Origin of the sequence: Devosia sp. Leaf420 (assembly GCF_001425445.1) — a bacterium.
Classification (GTDB): domain Bacteria; phylum Pseudomonadota; class Alphaproteobacteria; order Rhizobiales; family Devosiaceae; genus Devosia.
The window spans coordinates 431,231-450,317 of the sequence record NZ_LMQU01000010.1 but is presented as its reverse complement, the minus strand read 5'-3'; the positions used below and the strand labels follow the sequence as shown (position 1 = coordinate 450,317).

Annotated in this window: 20 protein-coding genes; 10 read left to right on the top strand and 10 right to left on the bottom strand. The window is 58.5% G+C overall.

Annotated elements, in window-relative coordinates:
* Window positions 1-9 precede the first annotated feature (9 nt).
* The 3 genes from ASG47_RS09515 to ASG47_RS09505 are packed head-to-tail and all read right to left on the bottom strand — an operon-like array spanning window position 10 to window position 1,709.
* Window positions 10-378: a helix-turn-helix domain-containing protein gene (locus ASG47_RS09515; RefSeq protein WP_061908484.1), complete on the bottom strand. Its 369-nt coding sequence runs from the start codon at window positions 376-378 to the stop codon at window positions 10-12.
* A complete protein-coding gene (locus tag ASG47_RS09510; protein WP_061908483.1) occupies window positions 375-959 on the bottom strand; it encodes a Smr/MutS family protein in 585 nt (194 codons plus the stop codon). Before ASG47_RS09510 ends, ASG47_RS09515 begins: the two co-directional genes overlap by 4 nt.
* Before the next feature lie 24 nt (window positions 960-983).
* Window positions 984-1,709, bottom strand: coding sequence for a Tim44/TimA family putative adaptor protein (locus ASG47_RS09505; RefSeq protein WP_061908482.1), 726 nt, complete (start codon window positions 1,707-1,709; stop codon window positions 984-986).
* A 155-nt stretch (window positions 1,710-1,864) separates the two neighbouring features.
* Here ASG47_RS09505 and ASG47_RS09500 point away from each other — a divergent pair, with 155 nt between their 5' ends.
* Window positions 1,865-2,326: an FxsA family protein gene (locus ASG47_RS09500; RefSeq protein WP_162236085.1), complete on the top strand. Its 462-nt coding sequence runs from the start codon at window positions 1,865-1,867 to the stop codon at window positions 2,324-2,326.
* Window positions 2,327-2,414: 88 nt separating this feature from the next.
* Complete coding sequence (gene secB / locus ASG47_RS09495) at window positions 2,415-2,936, top strand: protein-export chaperone SecB (RefSeq protein ID WP_061908480.1); 522 nt, start codon at window positions 2,415-2,417, stop codon at window positions 2,934-2,936.
* 107 nt (window positions 2,937-3,043) lie between these two features.
* Here the strand turns inward: secB and dnaQ are convergent, their stop codons facing one another.
* Genes dnaQ through ASG47_RS09475 form a run of 4 tightly spaced genes read right to left on the bottom strand, consistent with a single transcriptional unit; the run spans window position 3,044 to window position 5,783 of the window.
* Window positions 3,044-3,751 (bottom strand): DNA polymerase III subunit epsilon, encoded by a 708-nt coding sequence (dnaQ, locus tag ASG47_RS09490; protein ID WP_061908895.1) that lies wholly within the window; start codon window positions 3,749-3,751, stop codon window positions 3,044-3,046.
* Entirely contained in the window at window positions 3,751-4,347 is a 597-nt protein-coding gene (gene coaE, locus ASG47_RS09485) for a dephospho-CoA kinase (protein WP_061908479.1), read from the bottom strand. Before coaE ends, dnaQ begins: the two co-directional genes overlap by 1 nt.
* A complete protein-coding gene (locus ASG47_RS09480) occupies window positions 4,348-5,175 on the bottom strand; it encodes a shikimate dehydrogenase (RefSeq protein WP_061908478.1) in 828 nt (275 codons plus the stop codon).
* Window positions 5,172-5,783 (bottom strand): Maf family protein, encoded by a 612-nt coding sequence (locus ASG47_RS09475; protein WP_200940896.1) that lies wholly within the window; start codon window positions 5,781-5,783, stop codon window positions 5,172-5,174. Before ASG47_RS09475 ends, ASG47_RS09480 begins: the two co-directional genes overlap by 4 nt.
* 445 nt (window positions 5,784-6,228) lie before the next feature.
* Between ASG47_RS09475 and hemE the strand changes: the two genes are divergently transcribed.
* The 8 genes from hemE to ASG47_RS09430 all read left to right on the top strand — a co-directional run bounded on the left by hemE (window position 6,229) and on the right by ASG47_RS09430 (window position 14,875).
* Window positions 6,229-7,254 (top strand): uroporphyrinogen decarboxylase, encoded by a 1,026-nt coding sequence (hemE, locus tag ASG47_RS09465; protein WP_061908476.1) that lies wholly within the window; start codon window positions 6,229-6,231, stop codon window positions 7,252-7,254.
* Window positions 7,255-7,263: 9 nt separating this feature from the next.
* Window positions 7,264-7,689: a protoporphyrinogen oxidase HemJ gene (gene hemJ / locus ASG47_RS09460; protein WP_061908475.1), complete on the top strand. Its 426-nt coding sequence runs from the start codon at window positions 7,264-7,266 to the stop codon at window positions 7,687-7,689.
* A gap of 247 nt (window positions 7,690-7,936) precedes the next feature.
* A complete protein-coding gene (gene rho, locus ASG47_RS09455; protein WP_061908474.1) occupies window positions 7,937-9,202 on the top strand; it encodes a transcription termination factor Rho in 1,266 nt (421 codons plus the stop codon).
* 7 nt (window positions 9,203-9,209) lie between these two features.
* Complete coding sequence (gene mnmE, locus ASG47_RS09450; protein ID WP_061908473.1) at window positions 9,210-10,502, top strand: tRNA uridine-5-carboxymethylaminomethyl(34) synthesis GTPase MnmE; 1,293 nt, start codon at window positions 9,210-9,212, stop codon at window positions 10,500-10,502.
* A gap of 156 nt (window positions 10,503-10,658) precedes the next feature.
* Window positions 10,659-12,521, top strand: coding sequence for a tRNA uridine-5-carboxymethylaminomethyl(34) synthesis enzyme MnmG (gene mnmG, locus ASG47_RS09445; RefSeq protein WP_061908472.1), 1,863 nt, complete (start codon window positions 10,659-10,661; stop codon window positions 12,519-12,521).
* On the top strand, window positions 12,521-13,168 hold the full coding sequence (rsmG, locus tag ASG47_RS09440; protein ID WP_061908471.1) for a 16S rRNA (guanine(527)-N(7))-methyltransferase RsmG: 648 nt from the start codon (window positions 12,521-12,523) through the stop codon (window positions 13,166-13,168). The genes mnmG and rsmG overlap by 1 nt, the downstream gene beginning before the upstream one ends.
* Before the next feature lie 21 nt (window positions 13,169-13,189).
* Window positions 13,190-13,990: a ParA family protein gene (locus ASG47_RS09435; protein WP_061908470.1), complete on the top strand. Its 801-nt coding sequence runs from the start codon at window positions 13,190-13,192 to the stop codon at window positions 13,988-13,990.
* Between the two features lie 9 nt (window positions 13,991-13,999).
* A complete protein-coding gene (locus ASG47_RS09430) occupies window positions 14,000-14,875 on the top strand; it encodes a ParB/RepB/Spo0J family partition protein (RefSeq protein WP_061908891.1) in 876 nt (291 codons plus the stop codon).
* A 59-nt stretch (window positions 14,876-14,934) separates the two neighbouring features.
* On the opposite strand, the gene holA is transcribed toward ASG47_RS09430, so the two are convergent.
* The 3 genes from holA to leuS are packed head-to-tail and all read right to left on the bottom strand — an operon-like array spanning window position 14,935 to window position 19,047.
* A complete protein-coding gene (gene holA / locus ASG47_RS09425) occupies window positions 14,935-15,957 on the bottom strand; it encodes a DNA polymerase III subunit delta (protein WP_061908469.1) in 1,023 nt (340 codons plus the stop codon).
* Entirely contained in the window at window positions 15,957-16,460 is a 504-nt protein-coding gene (gene lptE, locus ASG47_RS09420) for an LPS assembly lipoprotein LptE (RefSeq protein ID WP_061908468.1), read from the bottom strand. Before lptE ends, holA begins: the two co-directional genes overlap by 1 nt.
* Window positions 16,447-19,047, bottom strand: coding sequence for a leucine--tRNA ligase (gene leuS / locus ASG47_RS09415; protein WP_061908467.1), 2,601 nt, complete (start codon window positions 19,045-19,047; stop codon window positions 16,447-16,449). Before leuS ends, lptE begins: the two co-directional genes overlap by 14 nt.
* Between the last annotated feature and the right edge of the window lie 40 nt (window positions 19,048-19,087).

Below are 19,087 nucleotides of genomic sequence, written 5' to 3'. Positions count from 1 at the left end.
ATCGGAGGCCTACCGCTTCTTGCCTGTCCGCTTCACCAGTTCATCGCGCAAGAACTTGAGGTCTTCCGGCTCCAGGCGATCGATATTGTCCCGCAGTCGATTGGCCAGTTCGGTCGCTTCTGGGGAAAGCCCGCCTGTGTCGATCGTCACCTTGGGGTCGGAAATTTCCGAGAGGCGCTGGAGTTCTTCGGCCTCGTCCCAAATCACGTTGAAATAGGCGATCATGCGGTGGAGCAGAAAGCTCGTGGGTGTGCCGCGCTTGCCATGTTCCAGCGCCGAGAGATAAGCGCTCGAGACATTAAGCGCCGCAGCCATCTCTTTGAGCGATATGCCACGCGCTTCGCGCAGGGCCCGCAGTTTGGCTCCAAGCGGGGTCATGGCCGGCGCAGGCGCACATACCATGCGCCCTCCCCACCATGGCCGCGGGCGGCAAGGCTCCAGCCGGAAATCATGTGCGAGAGACCCGGTTCGGAAAGCCAGATCGGCAGCATAGTGCGCAGAATGCCGCGTTCGGTCATGGCAGCAATATAGTCGTTTTCGGTCTTGGCGCCCTTGCCGGTGATGACGAGCAGGGTCCGGTCACCCCGAGCAGCGCGGGCGCCGATAAAGCGGCGCAGAGTTTCACGCGCGACGACCTGGGTCATGCCGTGAAGGTCTATCGTGCCATCGATTTCGATACGGCCGCGGCGGACCTTTTTATGGATGGCTGGATCGACATTCTTGTCGACCACTTTGGCGGCGGGCAAAGGCGCTTGATAGGCCGGCAGGAAAGGCTTTTTGGGGGTGCCCATGCGGGGGGGCGCCTTGATCGCCGGCGTCGGTTCGGGCTCGGGAATGGGCAAGGCAGGCTTGGACCCAAATTTCAAAAGCCCGTTGCGACGCAGGGGCTCAACCGTCTCGGACACGGAGGTCCAGAGATGGAAATCGTGCGGCAGGCGCTTGGAGTCGCGCTTGGACATTTTTGACGCCTGCCGGAAGCTTGATCAGTCGAGCTGGCTCGTGGTGACGACTTTCCAGTTCGGATCGCGCGATTTGGGATTGCGCGCAAAGGTCCACTCGTCGGCGATGGTCTGCACCTGGTCGGCATTGCCTTCGACGAGATTGCCGTCCTTGTCGCGAATTGCCGAAACCACTTCGGCGTGGAAATCGACCGTCACGAGGACATTCTTCTTGTCGTATTCCGCCTGGACGATGGCAACCTTGGGGAGGCCCACAAAGGTGAACTCGTTCTTGTGGCCAGCCGCTTCGCGATCGGAAATCGCGCGGGCAAAGCTTTCATAGACGTCTTTTTCCAAAAGGTTCTTGAGCGTCGTGCGGTCGCCTTCGGCAAAACCGGTGACGATCATCTCGTAAGCCTGCTTGGCGCCTTCGAGGAAGGATTTTGGCGTGAATCCGGTATCCGCCTCGGCGACAGCGCGAAGGCCAGCGGCCAATTCGGCATTGCCGGCCGCGGCCTGCTCGATCTCGGCTTCGAGTTTGCGCGTGCGGCGCTCGTCGTCAAGGTTGGGGCCATCAGCCGGGCGCGGGCGCTGCGGCACGACGCCATCATCGGCGGCAGCGGCTTTCTTTTCGGCCGGCGTCGAGCGGCTGCGGTCGATCGGCGGGCGCTCATTGCCCGTCCGCGTTCCCAGGACAGAGCGGAGGCGGAACAGCACGAAGACCGCGACCACAATGGCGATGAGGGTGGGCAGATCGAGAAACTCGTCCATATGTCGGTGCACCTGATAGCTGGGCGTGCCTAAAGACGCCGTTGGGCGCTCGCCGAGCGCGCGTGTTGATCCTATATATAGGAAAAGCTTTCGCTCAAAACCAGTTCACTCACGGCGGCGCGATTTGCCGCGCCCCTAAACAAAGGATGACCCGGGTGCTCCGCTTCATTCCCATTCTGTTTCTACTTCTGCCCCTGATCGAAATCGCGCTCTTCATTCTGGTTGGCCGCACCATTGGCGTCATGCCGACGCTGGGCCTCGTCGTCCTCGCCGTTGTTCTCGGCATCGCGGTGCTCCGCCAGCAGGGCCTCAGCGTCCTCAACCGGATGCGCAGCAACATGCAGACCGGCACACTGCCGGGACAAGCGCTGTTCGACGGCATGGTGCTCGCTGTCGCCGCGGTTTTGCTGATCATTCCCGGATTTCTGGGCGATGCGATTGCCCTCGTGCTGATGGTGCCGCCGGTTCGTCATTGGCTCTATAAGACACTGACGCGCAACATGACCGTCGTGCAGACGACAACAACATCCTATCGCCATGCGAACGATGCCGAACCGCCCCATCTCAAAGGGAGCCAGACGATCGACCTCGACGACGATGACTGGCAGCGCAAATAGAAGCTGAGTCAGCCTCTTTGCTTGTCCGATATCGGCAAAGATGCTAGCCAGCCGGGCAAGAAAACGTCCAAACACAAAGGGACCAATTATGGCCGACGAAAACCAGGGCGCGGCAGCGCCGCAGCCCGGCAACGCGCCCAGCATGAATCTTGTGGGCCAGTATGTCCGCGATCTTTCTTTTGAAAATCCAGGCGCGCCCGGCACCATCATGGCCGGTGGCGGCAACCCGGCTTTCAACGTTTCGATCTCGGTCGGCGTCAAGAAGCAGTCAGACGATCTCTATGCGGTCGAGCTCAACCTCAAGGCCAAGGCCAACCGCGAAGAGACGCTCCTCTTCAACGTCGAGCTGGTCTATGGCGGCGTTTTCCGCCTGCGCAATATTCCGGAAGCGCAGATCTCGACGCTGCTGATGGTTGAATGCCCCCGTCTGATCTTCCCGTTTGCCCGCCAGGTGCTCGCCAACGTTACCCAGCAGGGCGGCTTCCCGCCGCTGATGATGGAGCCGGTCGACTTCATGGCCATCTATCGCCAGAACCTTGCCCAGCTCGCAGCCAAGCAGCAGGCCGAAGGTGGCGCCGCCGCCGCTCCAGCCAGCGACTTGCCCAACTGATCTTTTGGATTTTTGATTTTTTGAATTTGAAGGACCCCGGCGCGAGCTGGGGTTTTTTAGTTTTGTAGCTGGCGTCTCACCCAAGCTAGGCGAGAAAGGTCCAAAAACTATTCCGCCGCTTCGACTTCGGCGTATTGGGCCCAGATCGCCGTTTCGCCCATCTTGGCGATGAAAGCGTCGTGAGCCTCTGCTTCGGCAAAGGAAATACGCGAGGGGAGAGGCATGGGGCGCGGACGGGCAGCGACGCGGGTAAGAAGGCTCTCGCTGCCATCGCTTTCAGCTTCAGCGATGAGCGCGAGGCTGACCTGCTTGCCGCCGATCAGCTCGAGATAGACTTCGGCAAGAATTTCACTGTCGAGCAGCGCGCCGTGCAGCGTGCGGCGCGAATTGTCGATGCCATAGTGCTTGCAGAGGGAGTCGAGGCTGACGCGGGCGCCCGGGTGCTTTTTGCGCGCGAGCATAACGGTGTCGATGACTTCGTTGTCGAGCTTGCTGAGCCCGGCCCAGCCGAGTTCGGCATTCAGAAAGCCCATATCGAAGGGTGCGTTGTGAATGATGAGGCGCGCGCTATCGACGAAAGTACGAAACTCATCCGCGACGGTTTTGAACAATGGTTTGTCGGAGAGGAACTCGCGGCTCAAACCATGCACGCGAAACGCCTCTTCGGGCATGTCGCGTTCAGGATTGATATAGACGTGAAACGTCTTTCCCGAAGGAATGTGGTTGATCAGTTCGACGCAGCCGATTTCGACCAGACGATCGCCTTCGGCATGGGACAGACCCGTCGTTTCGGTATCGAGAACGATTTCCCGGATCATTGTTTTGGGTCCCTTGTCTTCAATGCTTCAACCAATGCGGCGACTTCCGCGTCGATTATTTTGCGCGAGCGCGCCGTATCGAAGAGATAGGTGGCGCGCTTCTTCTTTTCATCCTGCGGGAGCTGGCGGGCAAGGATAGCATCGCGCTTTTCCACGGTCATACCCGGTCGGGCCATGATGCGCTCGTTCTGAATGTCTGGGTCGACAACCGTCACGGCAATGGCGTCGAAGCCATAATCGTGGCCGCTTTCAAAAAGCAGGGGCACTTCAACCGCTGCTATCGGCTCTCCAGCGCGCTCCGCCTTATCGAGGAAAGCAGCGATCTTTTCGCGCACCAACGGATGCACCAAGGCTTCGAGTTTTTTGAAACCCGTGGGATCAACGGCAAGGCGGCGGGCAAGTTCTTGGCGATCAATCCGACCGTCCTTGGCGACCCCTGGGAAAAGCGCATCGACCGGTCCGACGGCTTCACCTTCATAGAGTTCGGCCACTGCTTGATCGGCTGAGAAGACCGGCACACCGGCCTTGGCAAAAGTTTCGAGCAAGGTCGATTTGCCGGTGGCGATGGAGCCGGTAATTCCGAGGCGCCACATCTAATGATCCAGGGTCGCTTCAATGCGGGCGCGCAGTTCCGGCGTCACCGTCGGGCGGACCCCGAACCAATCGGCAAAGCCAGGAACGGCCTGATGCAAAAGCATGCCGAGCCCATCGACGGTTTTCAGCCCGGCAGCCTGTGCATCGGCGAGGAGCGGCGTGACCAGTGGTGAGTAGACGATGTCTGTCACAGTTGTGTCGGAGCCAAGCACGTTAAGATCGAAATTCTCGAACCGGGTACCATGCATGCCGACCGATGTCGTATTCACCACAAGTCCCGCCAAGGGCGCAGCGCAATTAATTTCATCCAGTTCGCAGAGGGTAATCTTACCACCCAGCATGCTGGCGAGTGCGTCGGCCGAACGGCGGGTACGATTAGCAAGAATAATCGGAATATTTCTATTCTGTAGGGCAACCAAGATAGCGCGTGCCGCCCCACCTGCTCCAATGACCAACGCCGCCTTGAGATCTTTATCCCAGCCCGGCGCCTTGTCATCGAGATTGCCCAAAAATCCGAGATAGTCGGTATTATATCCGTGCACTTTGCCTTCGCGCACGACGAGCGTGTTCACCGCACCGATGGTTTTGGCGAGATCATCGACGCTGTCGCAGAGCGCGAACACCGCTTCCTTATGGGGGATAGTGACATTGCCGCCGGCGAATTCACCGCCCCGAAGCCGATCGAAAAAGGCGGGCAGGGCGTCTGGCGCGATGTCGATGGCTTCATAGCTGCCATCGATGCCGTGTTGCGCGAGCCAGGTGCCATGGATAAGCGGCGAGCGCGAATGGGCGATGGGGTGCCCGATGACGAAGGCTTTGCGGGTCACAACTGGTCCGGTGATTTGGAGAAAAGCTCAGGCGCGAAATCCCGCAATGCGCCGAGAAGCGGCAAGAGCGGCAGGCCAAGGATCGTAAAATAGTCGCCGACCACTTTTTCAAACAGTTGGATAGACGGGCCCTCGAGCCGATAGCCACCGACCGAAGACAAAGCCGCTTCGCCTTCCGCGCCCAAAATCCTGTCGCGCTCGTCAGCGTCGAAGTCGCGCATGGTCAATTCAGCGGTTTCGATATCGGACCAGATCAGATTGCCGCCACGAACCAGCGCAACCGCTGCATGTAGGCGATGTGTCTTGCAGGCAAGATGATCGAGCTGGCGCGCAGCGTCAACCATGTCGACGGGCTTGTGGAGGAGCTCGGTGCCAAGCGCCAAAGTTTGATCGGCGCCGATCACAAAGGCTTCAGGATGGAGCGCCGAGACGGCTTCTGCTTTTGATCGCGCAAGGAGCGAAGCAAGGTCGCGGGCATCGGCGCCATCGCCCAAAGCCGACGCTTCGAGCGCACGTTCGTCGATGGCGGCAGGCGAAATGGAAAACTGCAGACCTGCCTTTTCCATCAAGGCCTTACGCGTGGGACTGGAGGAAGCAAGGATCAACATGGGAGAAGTTTTCCACACTGTCATCCCCAGCTCAAGCCGCATTTGTGGGAATGACTCGTAACTTTGCGCAGACCGCAGACTTGTTCGACCTGTTCGTTAAAAAGTTAACAATTCCTTTCCGAGGTCGGCGGAGAGGGGCTGGGGGAATCATTGGGGACAACTGGATTTGGGCGGAGAGGATTATCGACTCCCTCATCCACAGGCGAATCCGAATCATTGACTCGGGAGTCGCCTGATTAAGGCCTTCTTAAACTTCGTTAACGGGGGCGGCGAGCGGAGAGCGTAACAGGTATTAACAGACCCTTAACGACGTGCTGCGCGCAAGTGCCGCCACATGCGGCGATTGTGGAGCACCATGAATTGCAGATAAACACCGCCATAAAGAAGAAGATACGAAGACAAAGAGTCTCTTTTGGGTTTTGAAAGGGACGAAAGGGCAAGCGCGGTGACCAAGAAGAAATTGCTGGCGACGGTTCTCGGAGAACGCCAGGACATACCCCCGATCTGGATCATGCGACAGGCGGGACGCTATCTGCCCGAGTATCGCGAGACCCGCACCAGGGCCGGCAGCTTTTTGGACCTTTGCTACAATCCCGAACTGGCCACCGAGGTGACGCTGCAGCCACTGCGCCGCTTCGACCTTGATGCTGCGATCCTCTTCTCCGACATTCTCGTCATTCCAGATGCGCTGGGGCAAAAGGTTCGCTTCGAACAGGGCGAAGGCCCCATGCTTGAGCCGCTCACCACAAGCGGTGTCGATCGGCTGGAGCGCGGTGGGGCTTTAGAACACTTGGCGCCTGTGTTGGAGACGGTGAAGCGCCTCCGGGCGGCCCTTGCTACTGAAAAGACCCTGATCGGCTTCTGTGGCTCTCCCTGGACCGTGGCGACCTATATGCTCAATGGCCGGGGCTCGCCCGATCAATGGGTGGCGCGGCGTTTTGCGCTCGAGAATCCGGATAGCTTTGCCAAGCTCATGGATGTGCTGGTTGAAACAAGTGTCCATTATCTCGTTGCTCAGCTCGAAGCTGGCGCCGATGTGGTGCAGCTTTTTGAAAGCTGGGCGCTCAACCTCGACGATGCGGCTTTTACGACCCAAGTGATCGAGCCCAATCGACGGATTGTCGAGGGCGTGCGTGCCCGCGTGCCCAATGCACCGATCATCGGTTTTCCCCGTGGCGCCGCTGGCAATCTCCGGCGCTATGCCGAGGCCACTGGCGTCAACGCGCTTGGGCTCGACTATGCGACGCCGCTCAACTTTGCCCGCGAGCATCTGCCAGCGGATCTGCCGGTTCAGGGCAATCTCGACCCGCTACGCCTCGTCATTGGCGGTGACGCAATGGAGCGCCGCGTGATCGAGATAAAAAACGCCTATGCCGATCGTCCGCATATCTTCAATCTGGGGCATGGTATCGTGCCGGAAACGCCGATCGAACACGTGGCCAAGCTCGTCGAACTCGTGAAGCAGGGTTGAGAAAACGCGATGTATGAATGGGTAAAGGCGCTGCATGTGATTTCGGTCATCGCCTGGATGGCCGGCATGCTCTATCTGCCGCGGCTGTTCGTCTATCATTCGGTGACAGAGAAGGGCACGCCGCAATCCGAGACGTTCAAGATCATGGAGCGCCGGCTGCTCAAGGGGATCATCAACCCCGCCATGATCGCCACCTGGGTCTTTGGCCTGACCATGATCCATCTCGGCGGCGTCGATTGGGGTTCGCTCTGGCCCTGGTTCAAAGCCGCTTTCGTGATCGGCCTCAGCGGTGTCCATGGCATTCTCGCCGGCCACGTCAAACGCTTTGCGCGCGACGAAAACGTCAAGCCGCAGAAGTATTTTAGGATCATCAACGAAGTGCCGACCGTGCTGATGATCGGCATCGTCATCATGGTCATCGTCAAACCGTTCTGATGCCTTTTGGGCCGTATCGTTGCCATTGGGCTCATCCCAATGATTGGCGGCGCGGCGTTTCACGTGAATCCACCAGGCCGCAAAATTCTCGCTGCGGCTTGGCTTCCACCTTGAAACCCGCTTTGGATCGCGCTACATGGATCGCAACGCATCCCTCCTAAGGCGCGGCCGATTCCGGTAACGCGCGGTGCTCTCCCCCAAAATAAAAACTCTCCTCTACGATTTACCCCAAGGGTCCATCGCATCCATGCAGAATATCAAGCTCAGCGAGCTCAAGGCCAAATCCCCGGCCGAATTGCTGGCGTTCGCCGAAGAACTCGAAGTCGAGAATGCTTCGACTATGCGCAAGCAAGAGTTGATGTTCGCCATTCTCAAGGAATTGGCATCCCAGGACATCGACATTGTCGGCGAAGGTGTGGTCGAGGTCTTGCCTGACGGCTTTGGCTTCCTGCGCTCTCCCGATGCCAATTATCTTCCCGGCCCTGATGACATCTATGTCAGCCCGAGCCAAATTCGACGTTTTGGTCTGCGGACCGGCGACACGGTCGAGGGCGAAATTCGCTCTCCCAAGGAAGGCGAGCGCTACTTTGCGCTGCTTAAAGTCAGCACCATCAATTTCGAAGATCCAGAGGCAATTCGCCACAAGGTCAACTTCGACAATCTCACCCCGCTCTATCCCGAAGAACGCCTCCGCATGGAGATGCCCGATCCGACGCTGAAGGATCGTTCTGCGCGCTTGCTGGATTTGGTAGCTCCGCTCGGCAAGGGCCAGCGCGCTCTGATTGTTGCGCCGCCGCGTACTGGTAAGACCGTATTGTTGCAAAATATTGCACAATCGATCGCGACGAACCACCCCGAATGTTATCTCATCGTTCTGCTGATCGACGAGCGTCCAGAGGAAGTGACCGATATGCAGCGCTCGGTGCGCGGTGAAGTCATTTCGTCGACCTTTGACGAACCAGCATCGCGCCACGTGCAAGTGGCGGAAATGGTGATCGAAAAGGCCAAGCGTCTCGTTGAACACAAGCGCGACGTGGTCATTCTGCTCGATTCGATCACCCGTCTTGGCCGCGCTTACAACACAGTGGTGCCAAGCTCCGGCAAGGTGCTCACCGGTGGTGTCGACGCCAATGCTCTGCAGCGTCCAAAGCGTTTCTTCGGCGCAGCACGCAATATCGAAGACGGCGGCTCTCTCACAATCATTTCTACGGCGCTGATCGATACCGGCTCGCGCATGGACGAAGTGATCTTCGAAGAATTCAAGGGCACTGGTAACTCGGAAATCATCCTCGACCGCAAGGTCGCAGATAAGCGTATCTTCCCAGCGCTCGACATCACCAAGTCGGGCACGCGTAAGGAAGAACTGCTGGTCGAGACGGACATCCTCAAGAAGATGTATGTGTTGCGCCGTATTCTCAATCCGATGGGCACGATCGACGCCATGGAATTCCTCATGGACAAGGTCCGCCAGACCAAGACCAATTCGGATTTCTTCGATTCGATGAATACCTGATCTCAAAATGCTGGCCGGCGATACGATCATGGCGCTGTCTTCGGGCGCCCTGCCATCCGGCGTTGCCGTCATCCGCCTCTCGGGCCCAAAAGCTCGGGAGGCGCTGCTTTTTATGACCGGCGATCTACCCAAGCCAAGAACGCTGGCCTTGCGCAAGATTGGCGCTGATCGGCAGCTTGATCATGGTCTCGTTGCCTGGTTTCCGGGGCCAAATAGTTTTACCGGCGAGGACTGTGTGGAGTTTCAGGTCCACGGATCTCCTGCCGGTGTAAAGGCCATATTGCGCACCCTTGGTGACTTCGGTCTTCGCCTCGCCGAGCCGGGAGAATTCACGCGACGGGCATTTGAAAACGGTAAACTCGACCTCATAGCTATCGAAGGCCTCGGCGATCTGCTTGGCGCGGAGACAGAGAAGCAGAGGCAACAAGCTCTCGCTCGGTATGACGGTCGACTAACTGCGACGGTCGAGGCCTGGCGTGAGACGCTGCTCAATCTTCGCGCTGAAATTGAAGCACGCCTCGACTTCTCCGATGAAGGTGATGTTGCTGATGATCTGCCAGAGAGCTTTCACGATGAACTGTCAGGGTTGAAAAACTCGATTGAAGTTACCTTGGCCAGCGTTAGCAGCGGCCGCATTGTGCGCGAGGGAATTCGTGTGGCGCTTGCTGGGGCGCCAAATGCTGGGAAATCCAGCCTCATCAACGCTCTTTCAAAATCCGATGTCGCCATCGTCTCCGATGAAGCGGGCACAACCCGCGATGTGCGCGAAGTTCCGCTCGATATCGGAGGGCAGCTGTTTATCCTGCTCGACCTGGCCGGTTTGCGGGACACGGAAAGCAAGGCAGAAGCTGAGGGTATTCGTCGCGCCGAGATGGCAATTGCCGCTGCCGACATCCTGTTATGGCTTGTAGCGCCAGATGTCGACGACACCCTAAAGCCCGAAACATCGGCCCAAGTCGTTACAATCGGTACGAAAGCAGATCTTGCTGAAAAAACCGGATTTGATCTGACCGTTTCGACCGAGACGAACCTAGGGCTAGACGCGCTCATCACGCGTCTGAGGGATATTGGCGAAGGGCTGGCAGGCAGCGAACCAGCGCTTGTTAGCCATGAACGCGACCGCCTTGGCCTACAGAACGCTATTGATGCCCTTTTTCAAGCCAAAGCTGGGCTGGCTGATTGGGAACTCGCAGCCGAGTCGTTGCGACACGCATCACAGGCCTTGGAGCGGCTTATTGGTCGTGTTGATGCAGAGCAGGTACTCGACCGCTTGTTTTCCAGCTTTTGTATTGGAAAATGATTCACGTGAAACACTTGCGGCGGCCTGCCACCATCTCGTGATTCACGTGAAACAACAGTTTTGGTTCTCAAGAAGACCAAAACTCGCTAAGACGGCTTCAATCACCATACATTGCCTCGGAAGCCATTCGGCGCTTAGAGGTATTAAGGACAGGCCATGACGGACTATGCTGTCATAATCGTTGGCGGAGGTCATGCCGGGTGCGAAGCCGCGGCAGCATCGGCGCGGCTTGGTGTTCCCACGGCCCTTATCACTCATCGCTTTGCAACCATCGGCGAAATGAGTTGCAACCCAGCTATTGGCGGGCTTGGTAAAGGCCACCTGGTCCGGGAGATCGATGCGCTTGATGGCCTAATGGGCCGCGTGGCTGACGAAGCCGGCATCCAATTTCGCGTGCTGAACCGTCGAAAAGGCCCCGCTGTGCGCGGGCCACGAGCACAGGCAGATCGCAAGCTCTATCGCAACGCCATGCAGGCTGCGATAACGGCCCAGCCAAACCTTGACGTTATCGAGGGTGAGGTCGATGATCTAGCAGTCACAGATGGTGTCATCTCTGGCGCAGTGCTGCTCGATGGTCGCCGGTTTTCCGCAAAGGCAGTCGTGCTGACGACCGGCACTTTCCTGCGTGGTCTTATTCATCGTGGTGAAGAAACGGTTCCCGCTGGCCGAGTTGGGGAAAAGCCCGTGCTCGGGCTTTCGACGCGACTCGAAGATCTTGGCCTGCAGCTTGGCCGCTTAAAGACGGGTACACCGGCGCGCCTTGATAAAACATCGATTGATTACAGTGTCTTGGAAGAACAGCCTGGCGATAATCCACCAGAGGCATTCTCGGCGCTGACCACTGCGATTACTACACCGCAGGTGTCGTGCCACATCACGAGGACGACGAGCGAAACGCATCGGATCATCTCGGACAATCTGCATCGTTCAGCGATGTACTCCGGCCGGATCCAATCGCGCGGCCCGCGTTATTGCCCATCGATCGAAGACAAAATTGTGCGCTTTGCCGATCGCGATAGCCATCAGATTTTCCTCGAGCCCGAGGGCCTCGAAGAGAATACGGTCTATCCGAACGGGCTCAGCACCTCGCTACCCGCGGATGTCCAAGACGCTTTCCTTCGCTCGATGCCTGGCCTTGAAAACGTTAGGATTGTTCGGCCCGGCTATGCGATCGAATATGACTACGTTGATCCGCGCGACTTGCGGCCTACCCTTGAGGTCAAGCGCCAGCCTGGGCTTTATCTTGCGGGTCAGATCAACGGCACGACGGGATATGAAGAAGCCGGCGCGCAGGGCCTTCTCGCTGGCGCCAACGCGGCTTTGGCTGCATCCGGTCAGGAAGTCTTTGTCCTCTCGCGTACCGATAGCTATCTCGGCGTGATGATCGATGATCTGGTAACACGTGGTGTTACCGAACCCTACCGGATGTTCACCTCGCGCGCAGAGTTCAGGCTACATCTGCGCGCTGATAACGCCGATCAGCGGTTGACTCCCCAGGGCATGGAAAAGGGCTTGGTCACAGAGGTTCGCGAAGACCTCTTTGAGACAAAGCTAGCTGCGCTGACGGCAGGCCGAAAGAAATTGCACGAGTCAGTTGCCTCGCCGAGCCAGGCGCGCAAGGCTGGCATTCCCATCAACGAAGACGGCAAGAGGCGTTCGGCGTTCGAGATTTTGTCTTATCCCGATCTGGGCTGGGACGATATCGTGAGACTCTGGCCGGAACTTTCAGATGTTCCGGAGGCCGTGCGAGAGCAGCTTGGAATTGATGCACAATATGCTGTCTATCTCGACCGGCAGCAGGCGGATATTGAAAGCATGCGGCGCGACGAGACGCGTCACATTCCGGATGACATGGACTATAATGCGATTCCGGGGCTGTCGATGGAGCTGCGTCAGAAACTGAGCCAATTCCGTCCGCAAACGATCGCTCAGGCCCAGACTATGGACGGGATGACGCCCGCCGCAGTGACACTCCTTTTGGCTGTTCTGCGTCGCGGTGATTTCCGGAAAGCTAGCTGATGGCTGACTATGCTACCATAGCCCCATATGCTGGCCATTTCTCAAGACCACTCGACGCAGTTGGCAAGGACTTGGAAATCTATGCAGCGCTGCTCAAGAAGTGGCAGCCGATTCAGAATCTTGTTTCACGTGAAACGTTGAGCTCGATTTGGGAGCGCCATTTTGCCGACAGCCTGCAGGTTACGACGCTGCTTAAGGACGAAGATAGGAGCTTCTTGGACCTTGGGAGTGGTGGCGGCTTCCCCGCTCTTCCTCTCGCGATTGCCTCAAAGGGGACGGAGCGCTCTTTCGTCCTGATTGAACCGACTGCTCGAAAGGTTAGCTTCTTGCGCACTGTTGTGCGTGAGTTGGGACTGGCCGTGACAGTTATTGGGCAGCGCAGCGATCAGATTGATTCACGTGAAACACCCGCTCCTGATGTCATCACGTCGCGCGCCCTCGCTGCAATGCCGCAATTGTGCGAGTGGATCGAACCATTTTTCGCTGCAAAAACAAGGGCCTTGCTCCACAAGGGCCGGGAACATGTTGAAGAACTCCAGGATTCGGGTGCGCATTGGCACCATAACGTGGTAGTAAACAAGAGTGACACTGATCCCGGCGGCGTGATCCTGACGATCACGAATCTTCGAAGAAAATCAGCGTCTTAGCGGCAAAAGTGGAGGCCTTTCTTGGCACCCCGAATCCTGACTCTGGCCAATCAAAAAGGTGGCGTCGGTAAAACGACGACTGCTATCAATCTTGCGACCGCTCTTGCGGCTATTGGCGAACGTGTGCTGATTGTCGATCTCGACCCGCAAGGCAATGCCTCGACGGGTCTTGGTATTTCGCGAACGGATCGTGAAATCTCCGCTTATGACGTCTTGGTAGGCGAAGCCACGGTGACGCAGGCGGCGATCATGACGAGCGTGCCCAATGTCGCCATTGTTCCGTCGACGATGGACCTTTTGGGCGTCGAGTTGACCATTGCAGGGCAGGGCGACCGCGCCTTTAAGCTCCGCGATGCTTTCAAACAGCTCGGCGATCTCCGGATCAACGATCAGGCGGTGAGCTATATTCTGATCGACTGCCCGCCGTCGCTCAATCTTCTTACGATCAATTCCTTGGTCGCCGCAGATGCTGTGCTTGTGCCGCTGCAGTGCGAGTTTTTTGCCCTCGAAGGATTGAGCCAGCTTTTGCAGACCATCGAGCAGATCCGGTCCACGCTCAATCCACGTTTGTCTATCCAGGGCGTCGTCATGACGATGTTCGACAAACGCAATAATCTATCCGAACAGGTTCTCGCCGACGTGCGCAGCGAAATGGGCGAGTTGGTCTACGATACCGTGATTCCGCGCAATGTGCGCCTGAGCGAGGCGCCATCTTATGGGAAGCCGGCGTTGCTTTACGATCTTAAATGCGCGGGTAGTCAAGCCTATTTGCGCTTAGCCACCGAAGTAATTCGCCGCGAACGCCGGCTGGTTGCTGCCTAGGAGCCCATGATGACTGACAAACCCACTCGTCTTGGCCGCGGGCTCGCAGCACTTATCGGCGATATGCATTCCATGGAACCCGCGCGGGTCACCGAAAGCGGGTCGAGCGGCAAGCGCTTGCCGGTTGATTTCATTATTGCCAATCGGGCAAATCCGCGACGCACCTTCGACCCAGGCCAACTCGAAGAGCTGACCAATTCGATCCGTGAAAAAGGCGTGATGTCGCCTTTGCTTGTTCGCCCTACTGATGATCCCAATATTTTCGAACTGATCGCGGGCGAGCGTCGCTGGCGTGCAGCTCAAAAGGCCGGGCTGCACGACGTCCCGGTAATCGTGCGCGAGGTGGATGACAAGGAAGCGCTCGAACTCGCCATCATCGAAAACGTCCAGCGCGCTGATCTCAATCCGCTCGAAGAAGCCATGGGCTATGGCCAGTTAATCGAGCAGTTCGACTATACGCAGCAGGATCTGGCGCAGGTGATCGGCAAGAGCCGCTCGCATGTGGCCAACACTCTGCGCCTCCTTAAGCTGCCTGAGGATGTTCGAGGCATGGTGTCTAGCGGCACGCTCACCGCCGGCCATGCGCGCACCCTTATCACGGTCGAGGATCCATCGGGCCTGGCGCGCCAGATCGTCGATCGGGGTCTTTCCGTGCGCGAAGCTGAAGCCCTGAGCCAGCAGCGCGAGGCACCTGTTCGCAAGGCGCCGATCGCCGAGCCGACGCGCGATGCCGATACTGTGGCGCTTGAACGCCGGCTTGCCGATGTCTTGGGTCTTTCCGTTTCGCTCAATCACTCCGAGCGCGGTGGGCGGGTCGAGATCCGTTACAAGACCTTGGAACAGCTCGATGCCCTTTGCCACAAGTTGACCGGGCAACATAATTAGTTCGCTAATCGGATTTTGAGCTAGCTGGCCTCTGCGAAGCAGAGGCGTTTTTTTGTTGTTCAGTGCTGCGCTGCCATCATGCAGAGGGCTAGGGTCGTCCGGTGTAAGATGGCAGTGGCCAAGGCAGGCTTCCTACGACTGTCGCTCGTCGCCTGCAGCAGCCGTTCGGATGCAATGGCCAGAGCTGGGTCTGTCCAGATCCGCAATTGCTGTTCGAGCTGACCGATCCGCGAAAAGTGGGGCTTGGGTTTCACGGCTTCGAGCACGGCGCGCGGCGGCTTACCCGCATCGACATCCACGCGCCAGCGGCGCAAGTTGGCAAAGTGGTTGGTCAGCATGGCGAGAAGCTGCTGCGGATTGACTGCGCTTGTCAGCGCCCGGTTGAGCGCCAATTCCAGCTTTTCGGCGTGGCCGCCGCCTGTTGCGTCCAAAATGGCATCGATCGCCAAGGCGCCATTGTCGGCGCACAGCGTCAGCACATCTTCGCGGGTCAGCGTTTTGGTTGTCGCAGCGAAAAAGGTCAGCTTTTCTAGCTCGCGGCGCGTAATTTCGCGATCATTGCCAAGAATTTCGCGCAGAGTGGGAATGACATCGGAATCGATCCGGATACCAGCCTGGTTGAAATTCTCACGCATGAGATTGGTGAGCGTTTCATCGGTATCGGGATAGCAGGGCAGGGCGCGACCCATCTTGGCAGCCTCGACCAGCGCCCGAAGCGCGTCGCGCGGGGCAAGATTGCCACCTTCGAGGACGATCGCCGTGCCGCCGGGATCGTCGCGCAGCTCGGTGAGGGGCATGACAAGGCTTTTACCGGCGCTGCGAACACGAAGGATGCGTTTGCCGCCAAAAAGCGAGGCGCTGCGCGCCTCGGTAATCAACCGGCCGGGTTCGGCGTCCAGTTCTGGCCCATCAAAGGTAATGACATCGGCCGAAGCGATGTCGTCACCAGCAAGATAGCGGATCAGACGCTGGGCTGTTTCCCGCACAAGGCCGCCATCGGGGCCATAGGCGAGAAAAATGCCCTCCGTCAGGTCTGGCCGCGCAAGAAAACGCTGAACCTCATGTGCCTTAAGCGCAGTCATCAGCCCGCAAGCGCTGCCAAAATGGCAAGGCGTAGCGATTCGGCGGCGGCGCGGGCGGCGCGTTCCTGCGCCTCCTGATCGGCCTGCGTATCGGCAAGCACCTGGCCACTATGGGTCAGCTGCGCCTTGGCCGTGCGGGTAATGCTGATTGGCTTGTCGCTGCCCCCATCCCTGGCAGTAATCGTTGCCGTGGCGGTCACCGTGGCTTCGTAGGGGGTATTGGGATTGGTCGTCGCGCTGAGATAGGGCGCCGACACCGAACCCGAAACCGAGAGCGTCACGAGGGGCACGGTCGGCGTCGTGGTTTCGCCGAGGCGAAGCGATAGTTCCTGATAGACCACCTGTTCGAGCCGCGTTGCTGGCTTGGCGTAGGCGAGCTGGAGCTGGGGGTTCTCGGCCAGCCGGCCCGAATAGACCGGCTGGAACGAACAGGCGCCCAGGCCCGCGGAAACAAGGGCCAGGGGCATGATGAGGGCGAGGCGCTTCAGCCTAGACAACGACATTGACGATCCTGTCCGGCACCACGACGATTTTCTTCGGTGCCTTGCCTTCGAGAATGCGGACAATTTCGTCCATCGACAAGACCAGACGTTCGACTTCAGCTGCGGGCGTGCCCTTGGCGACGGTGATTTCGGCGCGCCGCTTGCCATTGACCTGGATCGGCATGGTGACCGTGTCGTCGACCAGCATAGCCTCGTCGACCTCTGGCCAGTTGGCGTCGGCAACGAGACCATACTTGCCGAGCGCTTCCCAGCAAGTTTCGGCCAGATGCGGCATCATCGGCGAGAGCAGCACGGTCAGCTTTTCTGCGCCTTCCATGATGGCTGCGCGGGTTTCTGGACCGATCTGACCTTGCAAGGTCTTGGTCAAAGCATTGGTCAGTTCATAGATCTGGGCGACAGCGCGGTTGAAGCGCAGGCCTTCGATATCCTTGCCAATGCCATCGACGCTGCGATGGATCACACGGCGGAGCGCCAACGCATCCTTGGCGTCAGTGGCTGTGGATTCAGCTGCACGTTGATCGAGTTCGATGGCCTCGTTGACCAAGCGCCAGACGCGCTGCTGGAAGCGGCTGGCGCCTTCGACGCCGGCCTCTGTCCATTGCACGTCGCGCTCTGGCGGGGAGTCCGAAAGCATGAACCAGCGGGCGGTATCAGCGCCATAGGTCGCGACGATTTCGTCCGGATCGACCACGTTCTTCTTGGATTTGCTCATCTTTTCGACGGAGCCGATGGTGACCGGTGCGCCGGTCTTCAAATCCTTGGCGGTGCGTGTATCGCCCGTGGCTTCGATCAGAATTTCGGTCGGGTTCACCCATTCGCCGGTCTGCGACTTATAGGTCTCGTGGGTCACCATGCCTTGGGTGAAGAGGCCCTTGAATGGTTCGCTCAGGTCGACATGGCCCGTCGCTTTCATTGCGCGGGTGAAGAAGCGCGAATAGAGCAGGTGCAAAATCGCATGCTCGACGCCGCCGATATATTGATCGACCGGCAGCCAGCGATTGGCGACGGCGGGAACAGTCGGCGTATCGGCGTGTGGGGCCGTAAAGCGGGCAAAATACCAGGACGAATCGACAAAGGTGTCCATGGTGTCGGTTTCGCGCCGCGCCGTGCCGCCGCACTGGTGGCAGTGGACATGCTTCCAGGTCGGATGATGGTCGAGGGCGTTGCCCGGCTTGTCGAACGTGACGTCTTCGGGGAGTTTAACCGGCAAGTCTTTCTTGGGCACAGGAATCGTGCCGCAGACTCCGCAATGAATCACCGGGATAGGACAGCCCCAATAGCGCTGGCGCGAAATGCCCCAGTCGCGAAGGCGATATTGCGTCTGGGCCGTACCCCAGCCGTTTTCTTCGAACAAGGCCAAGGTTTTAGCCATGGCCTCTTCGTTGGTCAGGACAGCGCCGTCTTCGCCAAACCAGCGGACGTATTTTACCTTATCGGTCTTTTGCGGCACGAAAGCTTCGGTGCCGACAGGGGTATCGCTATCGAGCGGCATGAAGACGTCGAGCACGGGCAGATCATATTTGCGCGCAAAATCGAGGTCGCGCTGATCATGTGCCGGGCAGCCGATGATGGCGCCGGTGCCGTAGTCCATCAAGACGAAATTGGCGATGTAGAGCGGCAGCTCCCAGCTCGGATCAGCCGGGTGCAAGACCTTGAGGCCGGTGTCAAAGCCGAGCTTTTCAGCGGTATCGATGGCTTCCTGGGCCGTGCCGATGCGATGGCAGGCTTCAATGAAGTCAACGATTGCCGGATTGCTTTCCGCCAAGTGCTTCGAAAGCGGATGATCCGCCGCAATGGCGGCAAAGGTCGGGCCGCGCATCGTATCGGCGCGGGTCGTGAAAACCGGCAGGGTTTCAAAACCCTGCGGCGCATCCTTCACCGTGAAATTGAAGCTCAGGCCCTGTGACTTGCCGATCCAGTTGCGCTGCATGGTACGCACTTTTTCCGGCCAATCGTTCAGCGTATCGAGCGCCTCGAGCAGGTCTTCGGCAAAGTCGGAAATCTTGAAGAACCACTGGGTGAGCTCGCGCTGTTCCACAGGGGCGCCTGAGCGCCAGCCCTTGCCGTCGATCACCTGTTCGTTGGCGAGCACGGTCATGTCCACCGGGTCCCAATTGACCTTGGAGGATTTTCGCGTGACGAGCCCAGCCTCGAGCATGTCGATGAACATCGACTGCTGGTGCTGATAATAGTCGGGCGAGCAGGTGGCGATTTCACGCGTCCAGTCGATGGAGAGACCCATCGACTTGAGCTGCGCCTTCATCGCCTCGATATTCTGGTAGGTCCAGGAACCCGGATGGGTTTTGCGCTCGATGGCGGCATTTTCAGCCGGCAGGCCGAAAGCGTCCCAGCCCATGGGGTGTAAGACGTTCTTGCCGCGGGCGCGATGATAGCGCGCGACGACGTCGCCCATGGAATAGTTGCGCACATGGCCCATATGAATGCGCCCCGATGGATAGGGGAACATTTCGAGGACATAATAGCACTCGCGCGGATCGTCATTGGCGGTGACGAAGCTTTTGGCGTCGTCCCAGATCTTTTGCCATTTCGGTTCGCTTTCGCGCGGATTGTAGCGTTCGCCGCTCACTGTGCTCGTCCTTGAAGATGCTTTGCCCTGGCGGCTCAAA

Coding starts and splice junctions, on each gene's coding strand:
- ASG47_RS09515 (WP_061908484.1), bottom strand. CDS start 378: ATGACCCCGCTTGGAGCCAAACTGCGGGCCCTGCGCGAAGCGCGTGGC.
- rho (WP_061908474.1), top strand. CDS start 7,937: ATGCAGAATATCAAGCTCAGCGAGCTCAAGGCCAAATCCCCGGCCGAA.
- ASG47_RS09475 (WP_200940896.1), bottom strand. CDS start 5,783: ATGTTGATCCTTGCTTCCTCCAGTCCCACGCGTAAGGCCTTGATGGAA.
- ASG47_RS09430 (WP_061908891.1), top strand. CDS start 14,000: ATGACTGACAAACCCACTCGTCTTGGCCGCGGGCTCGCAGCACTTATC.
- ASG47_RS09505 (WP_061908482.1), bottom strand. CDS start 1,709: ATGGACGAGTTTCTCGATCTGCCCACCCTCATCGCCATTGTGGTCGCG.
- coaE (WP_061908479.1), bottom strand. CDS start 4,347: ATGTGGCGCCTCGGAATTACCGGCTCCATCGCCACCGGCAAATCGACC.
- secB (WP_061908480.1), top strand. CDS start 2,415: ATGGCCGACGAAAACCAGGGCGCGGCAGCGCCGCAGCCCGGCAACGCG.
- rsmG (WP_061908471.1), top strand. CDS start 12,521: ATGGCTGACTATGCTACCATAGCCCCATATGCTGGCCATTTCTCAAGA.
- hemJ (WP_061908475.1), top strand. CDS start 7,264: ATGTATGAATGGGTAAAGGCGCTGCATGTGATTTCGGTCATCGCCTGG.
- mnmG (WP_061908472.1), top strand. CDS start 10,659: ATGACGGACTATGCTGTCATAATCGTTGGCGGAGGTCATGCCGGGTGC.
- mnmE (WP_061908473.1), top strand. CDS start 9,210: ATGCTGGCCGGCGATACGATCATGGCGCTGTCTTCGGGCGCCCTGCCA.
- ASG47_RS09510 (WP_061908483.1), bottom strand. CDS start 959: ATGTCCAAGCGCGACTCCAAGCGCCTGCCGCACGATTTCCATCTCTGG.
- lptE (WP_061908468.1), bottom strand. CDS start 16,460: ATGTCGTTGTCTAGGCTGAAGCGCCTCGCCCTCATCATGCCCCTGGCC.
- holA (WP_061908469.1), bottom strand. CDS start 15,957: ATGACTGCGCTTAAGGCACATGAGGTTCAGCGTTTTCTTGCGCGGCCA.